The sequence below is a fragment of the Microbacterium shimangi genome (genome assembly GCF_043556445.1).
Classification (GTDB): Bacteria; Actinomycetota; Actinomycetes; order Actinomycetales; family Microbacteriaceae; genus Microbacterium.
The window spans coordinates 787,671-804,513 of record NZ_JBIGII010000003.1; the positions used below are offsets into that span (position 1 = coordinate 787,671).

Annotated in this window: 18 protein-coding genes; 16 read left to right on the plus strand and 2 right to left on the minus strand. The window is 69.0% G+C overall.

Annotated features, from left to right (window positions below; translation table 11 throughout):
- Positions 1-43: 43 nt before the first annotated feature.
- The gene (locus tag ACFXQA_RS05425; protein WP_394518774.1) at positions 44-1,423 is read left to right on the plus strand and encodes a dihydrolipoamide acetyltransferase family protein; all 1,380 of its coding nucleotides are present in this window, start codon (positions 44-46) and stop codon (positions 1,421-1,423) included.
- A gap of 26 nt (positions 1,424-1,449) precedes the next feature.
- On the opposite strand, the gene ACFXQA_RS05430 is transcribed toward ACFXQA_RS05425, so the two are convergent.
- Together ACFXQA_RS05430 and ACFXQA_RS05435 are read right to left on the minus strand one after the other, a co-directional pair.
- Complete coding sequence (locus tag ACFXQA_RS05430; protein WP_394518775.1) at positions 1,450-2,478, minus strand: methionine synthase; 1,029 nt, start codon at positions 2,476-2,478, stop codon at positions 1,450-1,452.
- Entirely contained in the window at positions 2,475-3,482 is a 1,008-nt protein-coding gene (locus ACFXQA_RS05435; RefSeq protein WP_394519083.1) for a DUF1852 domain-containing protein, read from the minus strand. The genes ACFXQA_RS05430 and ACFXQA_RS05435 overlap by 4 nt, the downstream gene beginning before the upstream one ends.
- 591 nt (positions 3,483-4,073) lie before the next feature.
- Between ACFXQA_RS05435 and ACFXQA_RS05440 the strand changes: the two genes are divergently transcribed.
- The 15 genes from ACFXQA_RS05440 (at position 4,074) to ACFXQA_RS05510 (ending at position 16,836) form a co-directional block, all read left to right on the plus strand.
- Positions 4,074-5,057: a metal ABC transporter solute-binding protein, Zn/Mn family gene (locus ACFXQA_RS05440; RefSeq protein WP_394518776.1), complete on the plus strand. Its 984-nt coding sequence runs from the start codon at positions 4,074-4,076 to the stop codon at positions 5,055-5,057.
- Positions 5,054-5,875: a metal ABC transporter ATP-binding protein gene (locus tag ACFXQA_RS05445; protein ID WP_394518777.1), complete on the plus strand. Its 822-nt coding sequence runs from the start codon at positions 5,054-5,056 to the stop codon at positions 5,873-5,875. The genes ACFXQA_RS05440 and ACFXQA_RS05445 overlap by 4 nt, the downstream gene beginning before the upstream one ends.
- Before the next feature lie 43 nt (positions 5,876-5,918).
- Positions 5,919-6,779, plus strand: a complete 861-nt coding sequence (locus tag ACFXQA_RS05450) for a metal ABC transporter permease (RefSeq protein WP_394518778.1) — start codon at positions 5,919-5,921, stop codon at positions 6,777-6,779.
- Positions 6,776-7,294 carry a DUF2087 domain-containing protein gene (locus ACFXQA_RS05455; protein ID WP_394518779.1) on the plus strand — a complete coding sequence of 173 codons (519 nt, stop codon included), beginning with the start codon at positions 6,776-6,778 and terminating at the stop codon, positions 7,292-7,294. The genes ACFXQA_RS05450 and ACFXQA_RS05455 overlap by 4 nt, the downstream gene beginning before the upstream one ends.
- A gap of 285 nt (positions 7,295-7,579) precedes the next feature.
- Positions 7,580-7,993 (plus strand): Fur family transcriptional regulator, encoded by a 414-nt coding sequence (locus ACFXQA_RS05460; protein WP_394518780.1) that lies wholly within the window; start codon positions 7,580-7,582, stop codon positions 7,991-7,993.
- Positions 7,994-8,057: 64 nt separating this feature from the next.
- On the plus strand, positions 8,058-9,008 hold the full coding sequence (locus ACFXQA_RS05465) for a permease (RefSeq protein WP_394519084.1): 951 nt from the start codon (positions 8,058-8,060) through the stop codon (positions 9,006-9,008).
- Entirely contained in the window at positions 9,001-9,819 is an 819-nt protein-coding gene (locus ACFXQA_RS05470) for a TIGR03943 family putative permease subunit (RefSeq protein WP_394518781.1), read from the plus strand. The genes ACFXQA_RS05465 and ACFXQA_RS05470 overlap by 8 nt, the downstream gene beginning before the upstream one ends.
- Positions 9,809-11,227: a hypothetical protein gene (locus ACFXQA_RS05475; RefSeq protein ID WP_394518782.1), complete on the plus strand. Its 1,419-nt coding sequence runs from the start codon at positions 9,809-9,811 to the stop codon at positions 11,225-11,227. The genes ACFXQA_RS05470 and ACFXQA_RS05475 overlap by 11 nt, the downstream gene beginning before the upstream one ends.
- Positions 11,224-11,895, plus strand: a complete 672-nt coding sequence (locus ACFXQA_RS05480) for a DNA-3-methyladenine glycosylase (RefSeq protein ID WP_394518783.1) — start codon at positions 11,224-11,226, stop codon at positions 11,893-11,895. The genes ACFXQA_RS05475 and ACFXQA_RS05480 overlap by 4 nt, the downstream gene beginning before the upstream one ends.
- A gap of 80 nt (positions 11,896-11,975) precedes the next feature.
- Positions 11,976-13,232, plus strand: coding sequence for a hypothetical protein (locus tag ACFXQA_RS05485; RefSeq protein ID WP_394518784.1), 1,257 nt, complete (start codon positions 11,976-11,978; stop codon positions 13,230-13,232).
- A 133-nt stretch (positions 13,233-13,365) separates the two neighbouring features.
- Positions 13,366-13,602, plus strand: coding sequence for a 50S ribosomal protein L28 (rpmB, locus tag ACFXQA_RS05490; protein ID WP_394518785.1), 237 nt, complete (start codon positions 13,366-13,368; stop codon positions 13,600-13,602).
- Positions 13,602-13,772: a 50S ribosomal protein L33 gene (gene rpmG / locus ACFXQA_RS05495; RefSeq protein WP_013584775.1), complete on the plus strand. Its 171-nt coding sequence runs from the start codon at positions 13,602-13,604 to the stop codon at positions 13,770-13,772. The genes rpmB and rpmG overlap by 1 nt, the downstream gene beginning before the upstream one ends.
- Before the next feature lie 2 nt (positions 13,773-13,774).
- Positions 13,775-14,080: a 30S ribosomal protein S14 gene (gene rpsN, locus ACFXQA_RS05500; RefSeq protein WP_394518786.1), complete on the plus strand. Its 306-nt coding sequence runs from the start codon at positions 13,775-13,777 to the stop codon at positions 14,078-14,080.
- A gap of 288 nt (positions 14,081-14,368) precedes the next feature.
- Entirely contained in the window at positions 14,369-14,656 is a 288-nt protein-coding gene (locus tag ACFXQA_RS05505) for an HU family DNA-binding protein (protein WP_116646894.1), read from the plus strand.
- A gap of 104 nt (positions 14,657-14,760) precedes the next feature.
- Positions 14,761-16,836 (plus strand): bifunctional copper resistance protein CopD/cytochrome c oxidase assembly protein, encoded by a 2,076-nt coding sequence (locus tag ACFXQA_RS05510; protein ID WP_394518787.1) that lies wholly within the window; start codon positions 14,761-14,763, stop codon positions 16,834-16,836.
- The last annotated feature ends 7 nt before the right edge of the window (positions 16,837-16,843 follow it).

Here is a 16,843-nt window from a genome sequence, read left to right on the forward strand (position 1 = left end):
CAACCCGGTCCCTGAGCTTTTCGAAGGGCCGAAAGGACAACCGATGAGCACGCAGAAGTTCCTCCTCCCCGACGTCGGCGAGGGTTTGACCGAGGCCGAGATCGTCTCGTGGCGCGTCGCCCCGGGCGATACCGTCGCCATCGACGACGTGCTCGTCGAGATCGAGACCGCCAAGTCGCTCGTCGAGCTGCCCTCCCCCTTCGCGGGCACGGTCGGTGAGCTTCTCGCCGGCGAGGGCGACACCGTCGAGGTGGGTTCGGCGATCATCACGATCGCCGATTCTTCGGCCGGCTCGGCGACCGGAGGTGCCGCAGCCGCGCCGACCACGGTGCCCGAGCCCGAAGCGCCCGGTGGCGCCGTACTCGTGGGCTACGGCAGCACGGGTCACGTGGCCTCGCGCCGTCGCCCGGCCGCGCCCGACGCCCGCCCGGCGGCGGTGTCGGCGGGTGTCGCGGGTGTCACGGCCAAGCCGCCGATCCGCAAGCTCGCTCGAGACCTCGGAATCGACCTCACCACGGTCACCCCGACCGGAACCTCGGGCGAAGTCACGCGCGACGACGTCATGAAGCACGCCTCGCAGGCCAGCGTGTTCCGCAACATCGAGACCCCCGCGTGGGGCGAGGTGCGCGAAGAGACGATCCCCGTCGAGGCCGGTGCACCGGATGCTGCGCCCCCCGCAGCATCCGCCCCTCCGCGGGCCCAGCCCGTCGCCGAGACGGACGGTCGTGAGGAGTCGATCCCCGTGCGGGGCGTCCGCAAGGCCGTCGCGTCGGGCATGGTGCGAACGGCCTATTCCGCCCCGCACGTCACGGTGTGGACCGACGTCGACGCCAGCCGCACGATGGAACTCGTCAAGCGTCTGAAGACCTCGCCCGACTTCGCCGACGTGAAGGTCTCACCCCTGCTGATCGTCGCGCGCGCCGTGATCTGGGCCGCGCGCCGCACACCGATGGTGAACGCGGCGTGGGTCGACGGCGACGACGGGGCGCAGATCCGCCTGCACCACTACGTGAATCTCGGTATCGCGGCCGCCACCCCGCGCGGGCTGCTCGTGCCGAACATCAAGGACGCGCAGGACATGAGCATGCGCGAGCTCGCCCGCGCGCTCCAGACGCTGACGACCACCGCCCGCGAGGGCAAGAGCACGCCGGCCGATCAGCGCGGCGGCACGATCACGATCACGAACATCGGCGTCTTCGGAATGGATGCGGGCACCCCGATCCTCAACGGCGGCGAGGCGGGCATCATCGCCCTCGGCACGATCCGCCAGAAGCCCTGGGTCGTCGACGGCGAGGTGCGCCCCCGCTGGGTGACCACCGTGTCGGGTTCGTTCGACCACCGCGTGGTCGACGGCGACGGCATGAGCCGGTTCGTCGCCGATGTCGCGTCGATTCTGGAAGAGCCGGCGCTGCTGCTCGACTGAGGTCGCTCGGCGTCGATACGCCTCGACTAGGCCGAGAGCTCTCGTCGGACGATCTCGGCGCCCGCCCCCAGCGCGGCCAGCTTGCCGCGGGCGACGCCCCGTCCCAGCGGCGCCATTCCGCAGTTGGTGGAGGGGTAGAGCTTGTCCGCCTCGACGAACCGAAGTGCGCTCCGTAGGGTGTCGGCGACTTCCTCGGGTGTCTCGATATCGGCGGTGGCCACGTCGATGGCCCCGACCATGACCTTCTTCCCTCGGATGAGCTCGAGCAGATCCATCGGGACGTGCGAATTGTGGCACTCGAGCGAGACGATGTCGATGCGCGAATCGCGCAGTTTCGGCAGGGTCTCTTCGTACTGACGCCACTCCGACCCCAGGGTCTTCTTCCAGTCGGTGTTCGCGGTGATGCCGTAGCCGTAGCAAATATGCACGGCGGTCTCGCACGTGAGTCCCTCGACGGCCCGGTCCAGTGCGGCGACGCCCCAGTCCTTCACGTCATCGAAGAAGACGTTGAATGCGGGCTCGTCGAACTGGATGATGTCGACGCCGGCGGCCTGAAGCTCCCTGGCTTCCTGGTTGAGGATCGCGGCGAACTCCCACGCGAGCTTCTCGCGACTCCCGTAGTGCGCGTCGTAGAGGGTGTCGATCATCGTCATCGGCCCCGGGAGAGCCCACTTGATGGGCTGGTCTGTCTGCGCGCGTAGGAAGCGGGCATCGTCGACGAAGACGGGCTTCTCGCGGCTCACGGCGCCCACGACCGTGGGGACGGATGCGTCGTAGCGATCCCGGATCCGGACGGTCTCACGCTTCTCGAAATCCACTCCGCTGAGGTGCTCGATGAAGGTGGTGACGAAGTGCTGGCGTGTCTGCTCGCCATCGCTCACGATGTCGATGCCCGCCTCCCGCTGGTCGGCCAACGAGAGGCGCAGGGCATCTTTCTTGCCCTCCGCCAACTCGTCATCGCGCAGTTTCCAGGGCGACCACAGCGTCTCGGGCTGCGCGAGCCAGGAGGGCTTCGGCAAGCTCCCCGCGATCGACGTCGGAAGCGAGTTCGTCATGACTGGCTCCCGTGGTGGGCGGTGTACTGGGCGGACCATTCCTCCAGAGCCGCCCTATGGGGCGTGATGAACTTCTCTTCGGCGAACCTGCCCTGCTCCAGCGCCAGTCGGCTGCGGTCTTCGCGGTCGTAGACGATCCGGGTCGTGGAGTAGTCCAGATTTTCCAGGCTCGGTCGGTAGCTCTTTCCCGCCGGGGAATTGGCGTTGTAGATCTCCGGTCGGTAGATCTTCTGGAAGGTCTCCATCGTGCTGACGGTGGAGATCAACTGCAGGTTGGTGTAGCCGTCGAGCAGGTCGCCGACGAAGTAGAAAGCCAGCGGCGCGGTGCTGCGCGGGGGCAGGAAATAGCGGACCCGCAGCCCCATCTTGCTGAAGTAGTCGTCGGTGAGAGAGAACTCGTCCTGGCGGTACTCGACGCCCAGGATGGGGTGTCGATTGTCCGTTCGCTGGTAGGCCTTGGTGCTCGACACGCTCAGACAGATCACGGGCGGCTTGCTGAAATGCTGCGCGTAGGTGTCCGAGTGCAGGAAGCTCCGGAACAGGTTTCCGTGCAACTCTCCGAAACCGGCCGGGACGGCGAATTCCGACCGGCTTTCGTTGTGTTCGGGAAGACGGATGCTGAAGTCGTAGTCGCGAACGTACGACGAGAAGTTGTTCCCCACGATGCCCTCGATACGGTTTCCCGACCGTCGATCCACGATCGTCGTCTGCAATACCTCGATGACGGGGAAGGCGTCGTCCGTGCCTCCTCGGTCGATGTCGACTCCCACGCTGATGATGTCGAGATCCAGCGAATAGCGATCCCGGTTCTCGTTGTCCCAATGGGCGAGCTCATTGAAGCGGTCGTCGATCATCTTGAACGCATTGCGAAGGTTCGCTCGACGGTTCTCACCCCGGGCGAGGTTGGCGAAGTTCGTCGTGATGCGGGTATCGCCGGACGGCTGATAGTCCTCGTCAAAGGCCGTGCGCTTGAGGGAGAACGCGGGAGAGTACGGAGAAGTCAGACGCACGATCAACCGATCTTGTTCGAGCGAGCCGGGGTGACCCGCGGAATCGAGGCCTCGCGCGGCGACGATCGCTCCGATCCTCACGGCTGCGGCGCATGCCCGCAAAGTGCGGCGTAACATCGCGATGCACTCACGCCTCAGCGGACGGCTCGCGGCCAGCTTGTCCCATCCCGGAGGCCCCGTGGTAGTCCGCGGTGATCGGGGTTACCGTGAGGCATGGGCATCCTGTGGCGTCGAATCGCGGTCACGACCGCGGTCGTTGGTGGACTTGCTCTCCTGCTCGCGGCCACGGCGCTTCGCTGGCCGATTTGGGTCCATTTCGTCGGACCGGCCGCCGCGCTGGTCGTCGTTTCCCTCCTCGCGTTCCGACCACGCCACACGGGTGGGGATAGCGATCTCTACGCATCAGACGGATATTCCGACGCCTACCTCGGGCGCGGGCGCCCCACTCACCCTTACCAAGAAACCAGGGGCGCCTCCCAGATCGGACCTGGGTTGCCCCCCGATCCACTCCGTCTGCCTTCATCCGATCAACCGAAACAAACCACTCGAGTTGAGAACGATTATCAGTAACAGTACAGTCGAGATGTGATCAAGAACCGTCTCCTCGTTCCCGCTGCGCTCGTCGCCGCATCCGCCCTCGCTCTCGCCGGCTGCTCCACTGCCTCTGGCTCACCGGGAAGCGATGCGTCGGAGAGTGATCGGGTGCAGGTCGTCGCGTCGACGAACGTGTACGGGCAGATCGCCGAGGCCATCGGCGGCGACCTGATCGATGTCACGTCGATCGTCGCCTCGACGTCGCAGGATCCGCACTCGTTCGAACCGAGCGCGCAAGACCAGCTCGCGGTCAGCCGCGCCGATCTCGTCATCGAGAACGGCGGGGGGTACGACGCGTTCATCGAGGCGCTCATCGATTCGTCGGGTGTCGACGCGCCGGTGGTGACGGCGGTGGAGTACTCGCACGACTGGCCCGAGAACGGCGGACACGACGCGAGCAGTGAGCCCGAGACCGACGACCACGACCATGCCGGGCACGACCACGTCGAGGGGTTCAACGAGCACGTCTGGTACGACCCGCACACCGTCGAGCACGTCGCCGAGGCCATCGCCGAACAGCTCACCGCGCTGCTGCCCGATGACGCCGACGCCATCTCGACCAATCTGGCCGACTTCACCGGCGGGGTCGCCGGCATCGAAGACGCGCTGGGGCAGATCGAGGCGTCGGACGCCGGAGCTGAGGTCTTCGTGACCGAACCCGTTCCGGGATACCTCGTCAGGGCCGCCGGCCTCGCCAACGTCACCCCCGACGCCTTCAGCGAGGCCGTCGAAGAAGGGCAGGACGTGCCGCCCGCAACCCTCCTCGAGGCGCTCGGACTCCTCGAATCGGGTGGTGTGCGCGTCGTCATCACCAACGCGCAGACCGGTGGAGCAGAGACCACGCAGGTCGTCGACGACGCTGACGGCCGAGGCATTCCGGTACTCGAGTTCGCGGAGACGCTCCCCGAGGGACAGACTTACCTCTCGTGGATGAACGAGAACGTCGCGGCGCTCGCGGAGGCACTGGCGCGGTGACGTCGGGTTCCCCGCTCGAGATCCGCGGCGCGGCGCTCCGGCGCGGCGACCGGGAGCTGTGGAGCGGACTCGATCTCGACGTCGCTCCGGGGGAGTTCGTCGCGGTGCTCGGGCCCAGCGGCTCGGGCAAGACGACCCTGCTCCGGGCGATCCTCGGTCTCGAACGACTGAGCACCGGAAGCATCCGGGCCCTCGGAACCGAGGTGCGTCGGCGCGGCAATCGGCGGATCGGCTATGTGCCGCAGCAGCGACCGCTTCCGCCCGAGACCTCGCTCCGCGGTCGGGATCTCGTCGGCCTGGGGGTGGACGGGCACCGCTTCGGGCTGCCGTTCCCCCGGCGCGGTGACCGCGACCGTGTGCGCGAGCTCGTACGAGCGGTCGGTGCCGAAGCTTTCGCCGATCGACCGGTGGGCGAACTCTCGGGCGGCGAGCAGCAACGCCTGCGGGTCGGGCAGGCGCTCGCCGACGATCCGCGGCTGCTGCTCTGCGACGAACCGCTCACCAGCCTCGACCTGGCGAATCAGCGCGCCGTGGTGCGCCTCATCGACCAGCACCGGGCGCGCACCGGGGCGGCCATCGTCTTTGTCACCCACGACATCAATCCGGTGCTGGCGCACGTCGACCGCATCCTCTACATCGCCCACGGGCGCTTCATGCTCGGCACCCCCGACGAGGTGCTCAACTCCGACGTGCTCAGCGACCTCTACGACGCGCCCGTCTACGTCCTGCGCGCCGGAGGGCGTTTGGTGGTCGTCGGCGCCCCCGACGCCGACGAGGAGCATCACCACCACCACGACGACGGCGATGTGACGCCATGACCCGTCACGGTGGAGCGATCGACCTCGTTGCCGAGGTGCCCGAATGAACGCCGCAGACGTGGGAGACGCGCTGTTCGGCGGCCTCGCCGACTACGGCGACATCCTCGCACTGGTGTCGAACTCGGTGATCGCCGGCGCGATCCTGGGGCTCGTCGGCGGCCTGATCGGCGTCTTCGTCATGCAGCGCGACATGGCCTTCGCCGTGCACGGCATCAGCGAGCTGTCGTTCGCGGGAGCCGCGGCCGCCCTCCTCATCGGAGCCGACGTCGTCACGGGCTCCATCGTGGGCTCGATCATCGCCGCCGGTCTCATCGGCTGGCTCGGCGCGCGGGCCAGGGACCGCAACTCGATCATCGGTGTGCTGATGCCGTTCGGCCTGGGACTCGGCATCCTGTTCCTCTCGCTCTACGACGGCCGGAGCGCCAACCGCTTCAGCCTGCTCACCGGCCAGATCGTCTCGGTGCAGACGGGGCAGCTCGGGTGGCTCGTCGCCCTCAGCGCCGTGGCCCTGCTCGCGCTGCTGCTCGTCTGGCGGCCGCTGCGCTTCGACTCGCTCGATCCCCAGTCGGCCGCGGCCCGCGGGGTGCCGACCACGGGGGTGTCGCTCGTGTTCATGCTGCTGCTCGGGCTCGTCGTGGCGGTGGCTGTGCACATCATCGGCGCCCTGCTCGTGATGGCGTTGCTCGTCACCCCGGCGGCCGCGGCGATGCGGGTGGCGTCGGGCGCCGTCTCGGTGCCGGCGCTCGCTGCGACGTTCGGGTTCATCTCGGCGGTGGGGGGCATTCTGCTCGCCGTCGCCGGCACCCTCCCGGTGAGCCCGTACATCACGACGATCTCTTTCGTCATCTACCTCGTCTGCCGGATCATCGGCGCTCGCCGCGGGCGCGTGACCCGCACCGCATGAGCGGCCCCGACGCGAACGCGTGGCGTCCGGCGATCGCCGCGCTGGTGAACGAGACGGCGCGGGAGGTCTACGCGCGCATCGTGCTCGGTGCGTCGGCGACCGATGCGGTCGCCGAACTGCCCGCGGCGCGCGCCGAGTCGGTCATCGCGCTCCTTACGGCCTCGGGCCTGGTCGTCGAACGCGACGGGTATCTCGTCGCCGATACGACGAACCTGAAGCGGATGCTGGCGACCGCTGCTCCGCGACCCACCGGCGTCGACCGGTTCTTCCGTGCCGACGGACGGATCGACCGCTACCCGACGAAGGCGACCGAGCGGGTCGAGATGCTCGCGCGGGTCGGCGCCGAGGTGTTGCAGCCGGGCGAGGTCGTCACCGAGCGCGAGCTCACCGACCGGCTTGCCCCCTTCGCCGACGACGTCGCACTCCTGCGCCGGCACCTCGTCGACCACGGCGTCCTCGAACGCACCCGCTCGGGGTCGCAGTACGCCCTCGCTGCGCCCGGGGTGGCCCGGTGAGCCCGACCGCCGGTCGGCCACCGCGCGGCGGCCCGACCGCTTGTGGACCACTGCGCCGCGGCCCGACCGCTTGTGGACCTCTGCGCCGCGGCGTTCCCCTGTCACGACTGGCGGATGGCACGAGCCGTTTGCGACAGCGGAGCGAGGACACGTCGGTTCCCCTGTCACACGTGGCGGGTGGCACCGGCCGTTCGCGACAGCGGAGCCGAACTGAGCGGGCCGTTTCGACGCGGGCGGATGCTGCGCCCAGGGCGACGTCCAGCGAGCGCCGGTAGGATTCCGGCCATGGCTCAGCGCAACACGTGGCAGCGGGAACGGGTACGCGAGGCGCTTTCCGACGCCCGCGGCTTCGTCAGCGCTCAGTCGTTGCACGCCACGCTCCGGGGGGACAACACCGGCATCGGTCTCGCGACGGTCTACCGGACGCTCGCCGGGCTCGCGGCGCAGGGCGACGCCGATTCGCTGCAGAGCCCCGAGGGCGAGAACCTCTTCCGCGCGTGCGAGACGCCGGGCCACCACCACCACCTCATCTGCCGCTCGTGCGGGCTGACCGTCGAGATCGAGGCGAACGACGTCGAGGAGTGGGCGCAGCGCACCGCCGCCACCCACGGGTTCACCCAAGCCGAGCACATCGTCGACATCTTCGGGCTGTGCGCCGCGTGCGCCGCAGCCCGCGCGAGCGAGCGTGCGGGGCAGTAACGCGACCGCGACACGGCAGGGCGCACCGCTCCGGGTAGGTGTGCCGCTGCTCGTCGGTGCCGCCGTGATCGCCGCACTGTTCGCGATCGATGCCTTCGCGCCGCAACTGTTCGCCGCACCGCTGCCGACCCGGGCGCAGGACGCCATCACCCTCGCGCTCAGCGTGCTCATCGAGTCGCTGCCGTTCGTCGTCCTCGGCGTCGTGCTCTCGATCGTCGTGCAGGTCTGGGTTCCGCCGGGGGTCCTCGAGCGATGGATGCCGCGCCGCGCCTGGGCGCGCAGGGCCGTGCTCTCGCTCCTCGGCATGCTGATCCCCGTCTGCGAGTGCGGCAACGTGCCGTTCGCGCGGGGATTGCTGATGCGCGGATTCACCGTGTCGGAGACGCTCACCTTTCTCGTCGCCGCCCCGATCGTGAACCCGATCGTCATCATCACCACGCATGCCGCATTCGGGTTCGACGACAACATCCTCATCGCGCGCCTCATCGGCGGGTACCTCGTGGCGAACCTGATCGGCTGGCTCTACAGTCGGCACCCGTCTCCCGACGCGTTGGTGACCGACCGCTTCCGTCAGACGTGCGAGCTGCAGCTCTCGCAGGAGGGCGGCGCGAGCGGGCGCGGCCGTCGCAGCCTCGCGCAGTTCGTGATCGAGCTCCGCTCGGTGATGCCGGCGCTCGTCATCGGATCGGCGCTCGCCGGCGCGGTGCAGATCCTCGTACCGCGCGACACGCTCGTCGCCATCGGGTCAGACCCCGCACTGTCGATCGTCGCGATGATCGCGCTCGCCCTGGTGGTGTCGATCTGCTCGAACGTCGACGCGTTCTTCGCACTGTCGTTCGCCGCGTCGTTCACGCCGGGTTCGCTCGTCGCTTTCCTCGTCGTCGGCCCCATCGTCGACGTGAAGATGCTCGCGCTGCTGCGGACGACCTTCACCACCCGCGTGCTGGTGGGTCTGACGGCGGTCGTCGTGCTGTTCGCCTTCGCCCTCGGAACGGTGGTGAATCTCGGTGCGTAACGCGGGTTTCGTCGGCACACGCTGGCTCGGGGTGGGTCTCGCGGCCTGCCTGGCCGTGGTGACCCTCGCGCTGTGGGCCACCGGGCGCCTCGCCCTCTACATCAACCCCGACTCGGCGTGGTTCGCGGTGGGGATGGCCGTGTTGCTCCTCGTCGGCGCCGTCGCCAGCTTCGCCCTTCCGCTGGGCGAAGAAGCCGACCACGGCCACGACCACGGCGATGATCACGACCACGACCACGACGACCACGACCATGTCCCACTTTCCGCAACGATCGGCGGCGATCCTGGCGGAAATCGGGACATGCTCCACCTTCCTGGCCTCCCCACGCTCGCCGGGGGCCTCGTCGCCTCGGGCGTCGTGGTGACGATGCTGGTTTCGCCCCCGGCTTCGCTGTCGGCAGAGCTCGCGATCTCGCGAGACGTCGGTGCACCGCCGCTGTTCGCCGGAGCAGACGTGATCACCCTCGCCTCATCGGGCGACACGACCGAGTTCGGCGTCGGCGAGTGGGCGAGCATCTTCGCCACGGCGACCAACCCCGACACGTTCGACGGCGATGCCATCTCGCTCACCGGGTTCGTGACCCCGAGCGACACCAGTGGCGGTTTCGACCTCACCCGCCTCGTCATCACGCACTGCGTCATCGACGCGCAGCCCGCGAGTCTGCCGATCGCCTCGAGCGCGCCGATCCCCGAGACCGGGCAGTGGGTGACCGTCACCGGAACGGTGAGGTCGACGAGCAGCGGTGCACTCGAGATCACCCCCGATGACGTCGTCACGATCGACGAGCCGCAGGACCCCTATGAGTACTGACCCCGCTTCGCGGCGTATGCGCGGTCAGAAGCGTCGCAGCCGTGCCTTCGTCACCGCGTTCGCCGCGGCTCTCGCCGCGCTCGCTCTGGTGGGAGCGGCGGGGGCGGTCGTCGGCGTCGCCCAGGGCCCCCGGGTCTCGGGCGTGCAGGTCGATCCCACCGGCGCGGTCGCGGCTTCGGGGTCGCGGGTCATCATCGAGACGACGCAGGCGCTGCGCGACGTGGATGCCGCGCAGGTCACCGTCGATCCGCCGGCCCCCTTCACCGTCGACACCTCGGGGCGGAGCGTCGGTGTGCGCTTCACCCTGCCGCTGCGCGACGACACCGACTACACCGTGACGATCGCCGGTGCGGCGGGTCGAGGCGCGGGCCCCGCGGCGACGCTGACCACCGCGTTCCGCACGCCCGCGTTGCAGCCCTACCTGCTGCAACGCGGTGCAGACGACGGCGACACGATCTTCCGCACCACGCTCGACGGCGAGGCCGAGGCGGTCTTCACCCACCCGCACATCGAGGACTACCGTGCCACCGCCACGCACCTCGTCGTGTCGGTGCGCACCGACGACGACCGCGCGGCCCTTCTGGTGATGGGCCCGAGCGGAGAAGATCCGCGCGAGCTCGAACTGCCCGGCGACGGCTTCGTGTCGAACCTGCAGAGCGCCGATCGCGGCGAGACCATCGGCTTCACGTTCTCCGACGCCGACCTCGGGGCCGGGGGCGGGCGCGAGAGCGCCCTGTTCACCACCTCGGTGGCCACGGGTGCGGGTGACGCGCCCCCCGAGGAGGTGGCGCTGGCGGGTGACATCCGGGTGGCGGGGTGGCGGTTCGTGCCCGACAGCGACAGCATCCTGGTGCTCACCTTCGACGGACGACTTCTGCTCGCGGGTTCGGACGGCGAGAACGCCGCCCCCCTCGGTACGGCGCTCGCGATCGACGGCATCGCCCGCGGTTCCTCGCAGGCGGTCGTCGAGCGGCTCGAGGGCATGCGCGTCGTCGACCTCACCGACGGAAGCGAAGCACCTCTCGTGGAGCCGGACCCGCCGATCGGTTCGCTGGGCGCGGTCACTCCGATGCCGGGTGAGGCCGCCGGCACCGTGCGCACGTACGCGGTGCTCGCCGACGACGGCTCTTTCGTCTCGACCGTCGTCGCGCGCGTGACCGACGACGGAACGTCGACCGTGCTGCTCGATGCGTCGACGTCGGATGCCGTCCTGCAGACGTGCGTATCGGCGAGCGGTCGGTACGCCGCGGTGCTGCTCGCACCGGATTCGGCCGGCAACCCCTACGACACCTACCAACTGCCGCTGCCGACGCGGGTCGAGACGCACGTGGTCGAGATCGACTCCGGTGACGAGGTCGCGGTGCTCGACGGGTTCGGTCTGTCGTGGTGCCAGGGGCCCCCGGCGTGAGCGCTGTGCGCCCGGCCACGCGCGACGATCTCGCCGGGCTGCCGGCCGAGGTGGCGCCGCGCCTGCTCGGCGGGGTGCTCGAGACGACCGTCGCCGGAGAACGCGTCGCCGTGCGCCTGACCGAGGTCGAGGCGTACCACGGGCTCGGAACGGGGCCGATCGCCGACCCCGGTTCGCACGCCCGCATGGGGCCGACCCCGCGCAACGCGACGATGTGGGGGGAGCCCGGGCACCTCTACGTCTACCTCAGCCATGGGATCCACTCCTGCGTCAACGTCGTCAGCGGCCCCGAAGGAGCCGCGGGCGGAATCCTCCTGCGGGCGGGCGAAGTGATCGAGGGGACGGATGCGGCGACCCGCCGCCGGCTCGAACGCCATGGAGTCGTCCGGTCGCCGAAAGACCTCGCCGGCGGGCCGGGGCGTCTCGGCGATGCGGTGGGTCTGAAGCATCCGGTGCACGACGGCATCGACGCCATCACGGGGTCGGAACGCGCCGGCGCGACCGCGAAGCTGCTGCTGCGCGCCGAGCCGCTCGAGACCGTGATCACCGGACCCCGCGTCGGAGTGGCCGGGGTCGCGGGCACCGCCGCTTTCCCATGGCGGTTCTGGATCGCCGGTGACCCGACGGTCTCGGCGTTCCGCTGGGGCCGCGGCGCCCGCGACGCCTGACGCGGGCCCGCCGACCCGCTCGCGGGTCTGGGGGGTCTTGGGGGGTCGCCGTCCAGGCGGCTGAGCTAGGTTGGCTTCTCGTGTCGCGAGAACTCCGAAATCTGTGGTTGTGGTTCGTCGGCGCTCATGCGCTCGTCGTGACGCTCGGCTTCGTGCTGTGGAGTCAGCCCATGGGTGACGTCTACAACGTGTACGAGCCGTGGTCGACCCAGGCGCTGCAGGGTGGCGACATCGTGGGCATCACCTCCGAGTGGGTGTACCCGCAGGTCGCGCTGGTACCGATGCTGCTCGCCCACCTGTTCGCGGGGATCAGCGGCTACACCTTCGGCTGGGCGGTTCTCGTCTGCATCCTCAACGCGGGCGCGTTCGCCATGCTGGTGGGCCGCGGCCGGTCTCAGGCGCGCCTCGCGGGTGCCCGCATCTGGCTGGTCCTGTTCGTCCTGCTCGGACCCATCGGGCTCTACCGCATCGACGCCATCACGGTTCCGCTTGCTGTCGTCGCGCTTCTGCTGGCGCTGCGGCACCCCGCGATCAGTGCGGCGATCCTCACCATCGGGGCCTGGATCAAGATCTGGCCCGCCGCGGTGGTGCTCGCCCTCACGATCGCTGCGCGCAAGCGCTGGTGGGTCGTCGTGATCTCGGCCGGTGCGACCGCCGCGGCCGTCGTCGTCGTGATCGTCGCGCTCGGCGGGGCGGAGAACCTCACCGGATTCATCACCGCGCAGGTCGGTCGCGGGCTGCAGATGGAGAGCACCGCCGCCACGCCCTTCGTCTGGCTCGCCGCCTTCGGCGTCAACGGGGCGAAGGTGGCCTTCGATTCCGAGATCATCACGTTCGCCGTGTACGGACCGGGCGTCGACACGATGGCGGCACTGCTGACCCCGCTGATGGCGCTCGCCGTCGCCGCGGTCTGCGTCATCGGCGTGCGCAAATCGATGGCGGGGGCGCGGATGCTGCGCCTCCTCCCCCCGCTCACCCTGACGCTCGTCCTCGTGCTCATCGTCTTCAACAAGGTCGGGTCACCGCAGTTCGTCGCGTGGATCATCGCGCCGCTGGTGCTCTGGACGGTCGTCGACCGGCACCGCATCCGTCGCGGACTGCAGTTCGCCGCTGTCACCGCGTTCCTCACGCAGGGCGTCTACCCGCTCGTCTTCGACCTCGTGCGCGTGGCGAACCCGATCGGCGTCGTCGTGCTCACCGCGCGCAACGCGATGCTCATCGTGCTGTTGGTGTGGGTCGTGCAGCAGCTGCTGCGGGTGCCGACCGAGCGTTCGCGTTCCGCGCTCACCGCAGCATCCGCCCCCCGCGGGGCAGCCGCGCCGCCCATGCTAGGATGACTCTTTGTCTGCGCGCACTCCAGCACGTAGTTCGCGCTTCTGCAGTCCCCGAGTCCATCGAGGGGCCTCGCGAAGCGCAGACAAGGGATCTTGGGTGGCACCGTCCGGTGTCACGGTACTAAGGAGAATCACTATGGCAGCAGTGTGCCAGGTGACCGGAGCTGTTCCCGGCTTCGGTCACAACATCTCGCACTCGCACCGTCGGACGAAGCGCCGCTTCGACCCGAACGTGCAGCGCAAGACCTATCTCGTTCCGTCGCTCGGTCGCAAGATCACGATCAACGTGTCCGCCAAGGGCATCAAGGTCATTGATGTTCGCGGCATCGAGTCGGTCGTCAAAGACATGCTCGCAAGGGGTGTGAAGCTCTGATGGCTAAGAAAGCTCAGGACGTTCGTCCGATCATCAAGCTGCGTTCGACCGCCGGCACGGGGTACACCTACGTCACGCGCAAGAACCGCCGCAACAACCCCGACCGCATCGTGCTGAAGAAGTACGACCCCGTGGTCCGCAAGCACGTCGACTTCCGAGAGGAGCGCTAAACATGGCTAAGAAGAGCAAGATCGCGCGCAACGAGCAGCGCAAGGTCATCGTCGCCCGCTGGGCCACGAAGCGTGCCGAGCTGAAGAAGGCTCTGGTCGACCCCAACTCCACCGACGAGCAGCGCGAAGCCGCCCGCGTGGGCATGCAGAAGCTGCCCCGCAACGCCTCGCCCGCCCGCGTGCGCAGCCGCGACGTCATCGATGGCCGCCCCCGTGGTGTGCTGACGAAGTTCGGCATCTCGCGTGTGCGCTTCCGCGACATGGCCCACCGCGGCGAGCTGCCCGGCGTGACCAAGTCGAGCTGGTAACACCCGCAACGGTCTCAGCGACCGTCTGATCGCCGAAAGGGCGGGATCTCCTCACGGGGGTCCCGCCCTTTCGGCGTTCCCGGCGGAGAACGAGATGCCCGTCACAGGCGTCACATTCGTCACTCCCCTCACAGGACACGGCGTCGGAATGCGTCGTGAACCCCGGAAATACGCGGTTTTCATAGCGATCGTTGATACATTCGAGGCGGTCGATCCGACCACCCGGAGGCAATCAGCCTCCGTCCGAAGAAATATGGGGCGGCGTCTGCCGCCTTGGAGGACACCCCTATGGCTGACAAGTCCATCACCAAGACCGAACTCGTAGCGTCCATCGCGAGCGCCACCGGCCAGAGCCAGTCCGCCGTGTCGGGCGTGCTCGACTCCCTCTTCTCGACCGTGTCCGAGGCCGTCGCCAAGGGCAGCAAGGTTTCGATCCCCGGATGGATCGCCTTCGAGCAGGTCGAGACGTCGGCGCGCACGGGCCGCAACCCCCAGACCGGCGAAGAGATCAAGATCCCCGCGGGCAAGCGCGTCAAGGTGACCGCCGGCTCGAAGCTCAAGGCTGCCGTCAAGTAAGACCGACGCGCACCGCGAAGGCGGTGCAGCTCGTTCTCTCGAAGGGGGATGCTTCGGCATCCCCCTTCTGCTCTGTCCCCGGCCGGCGCGAATAAGCTGGTCGAATGACCACAACGCCCACTCCCCGCGGCACGACCGCGCCGCGCGGGACGTCGGGGCGCGTGAACCCTCCCACCGTGCCTGCGGGCGCCGACACCGGGCAGCGACGCACGAGCCACTCCCGGGTCTTCCGCGTGGCCGGCCCCGCGATCCTCGTGATCGTCAGCGTGGTCACCCTCGTCTGGGGCCTCGCTTTCGGTGGGGGCGCGGCGCCGCTGGTCATCGCCGACGCCGGTCCGGTCATCCGCTGGGGCCTTCCGGCGGCGAAGCTGGTCGTCAACCTCACCGCGGCCGGCATGCTCGGATCCCTCGTCCTCGCGCTCTGGGCGCTTCCGGCCGGAAAGCGGGCGTTCGACGCTGCGCTCGACACGGCGTCGATCAGCGCGGCGGTCTTCACGCTGGCTTCGGCCGCGACCGGGTTCTTCACCTTCGTGAACACGGTCAATGCTCTCCCCAGCGCCGACGCGGTCTTCGGTCAGCAGCTCGGGCGCTTCCTGGTCGAGGTCGAACTCGGCCGCGCGTGGCTCATCACGACCATCGCCGGGGCGGTGCTGACAGTCCTCACCTTCGCGGTGCGTTCATGGACGCCGACGCTCTTCGTCGCGATCCTCGCGGTCGCGTCTCTCGTGCCGATGGCAACCCAGGGCCACGCCGGCGAAGAGGCGAACCACACCCTCGCGGTCACCGCCCTCGTGTTGCACATCATCGCGGCCGCCGTGTGGCTGGGCGGGCTCGTGCTGCTCGTCGTCGTGCGCCCGGTGCTCGAAAGAGATGCGCTGCGTCCGGTGCTGCTGCGGTACTCGAGCCTCGCCCTCGCGTCGTTCGTCGTGGTGGCGATCTCGGGTACGGTGCGTGCCTCCATCGGCCTCGGCGGGTGGGACCAACTGGCTTCGCCCTACGGGGTTCTCGTCCTCGTGAAGGTCGTGGCACTGCTCGCGATGGGCATTCTCGGTGCGTGGTACCGGGTGCGCCTCATCGGACGCATGCCCGACGACTCCGCATCCCGCCGCTTCTGGGGGCTCATCGCCCTCGAACTCGGCTTCATGGGGCTCGCGAGCGGCGCCGCGGCGGCGCTCGCCCGCACGCCTCCTCCCGGGTCGGCAGCACCCCTGCCTCTGCAGACCCCCGCCGAGGTGCTCACCGGCGCCCCGCTGCCGCCCGAACTCGACCTGAACGGGTGGCTCACGACCGTCGACGTCGATCTGCTGTGGGCGTTCGCGGTGGGCTTCGGTCTGTTCTTCTACCTCGCCGGCGTCTACCGGCTCCACCGTCGCGGCGATAAGTGGCCGCTCCACCGCACCGTGTCGTGGGTCGCGGGCATGTTGCTGCTGCTCTGGGTGACCGCGGGGCCGATCAACGCCTATCAGGACTACCTGTTCAGCATGCACATGATCGGTCACATGCTCCTGAGCATGGCGATCCCTCTCCTCCTGGTGCCGGGTGCCCCGGTCACCCTCGCCGCGCGGGCGATCCGCAAACGCGACGACGGCACGCGGGGCGGACGGGAATGGATCCTGTGGGCGGTGCACAGCCCCGCGTCGAAGATCCTCACCAACCCCTACGTCGCCGCCGGGCTCTTCATCGGTTCGCTGTGGCTGTTCTACTACAGCGACCTGTTCCGGTGGTCGCTCTACGACCACATCGGGCACGAGTGGATGGTCGCCCACTTCTTGATCTCGGGCTACCTCTTCGTGCTCTCACTCATCGGCATCGACCCCGTGCCCTACCGGTTGCCGTACGCGATGCGTCTGCTGGTTCTCATCGGGATCATGGCGATGCACGCGTTCTTCGGCATCGCGATCATGATGCAGTCGGGTCTGTTCGTGGCGGAGTGGTTCGGGGCGATGGGTCGCACGTGGGGTGCGACGCCGCTGGAAGACCAGTACGTCGGCGGCGGTGTCGCGTGGTCGGTCGGCGAGATCCCGACGCTGATCCTCGCGATCGCCGTCGCGATCCAGTGGAGTCGTTCGGACGAGCGGATGCAGCGGCGACGCGATCGTCAGGTCGACCGGGTCGGCGACCTCGAACTCGACGCCTACAACGAACGTCTGGCGGCTCTCGCCGACCGCGACGCGCGCTGACCGGCGC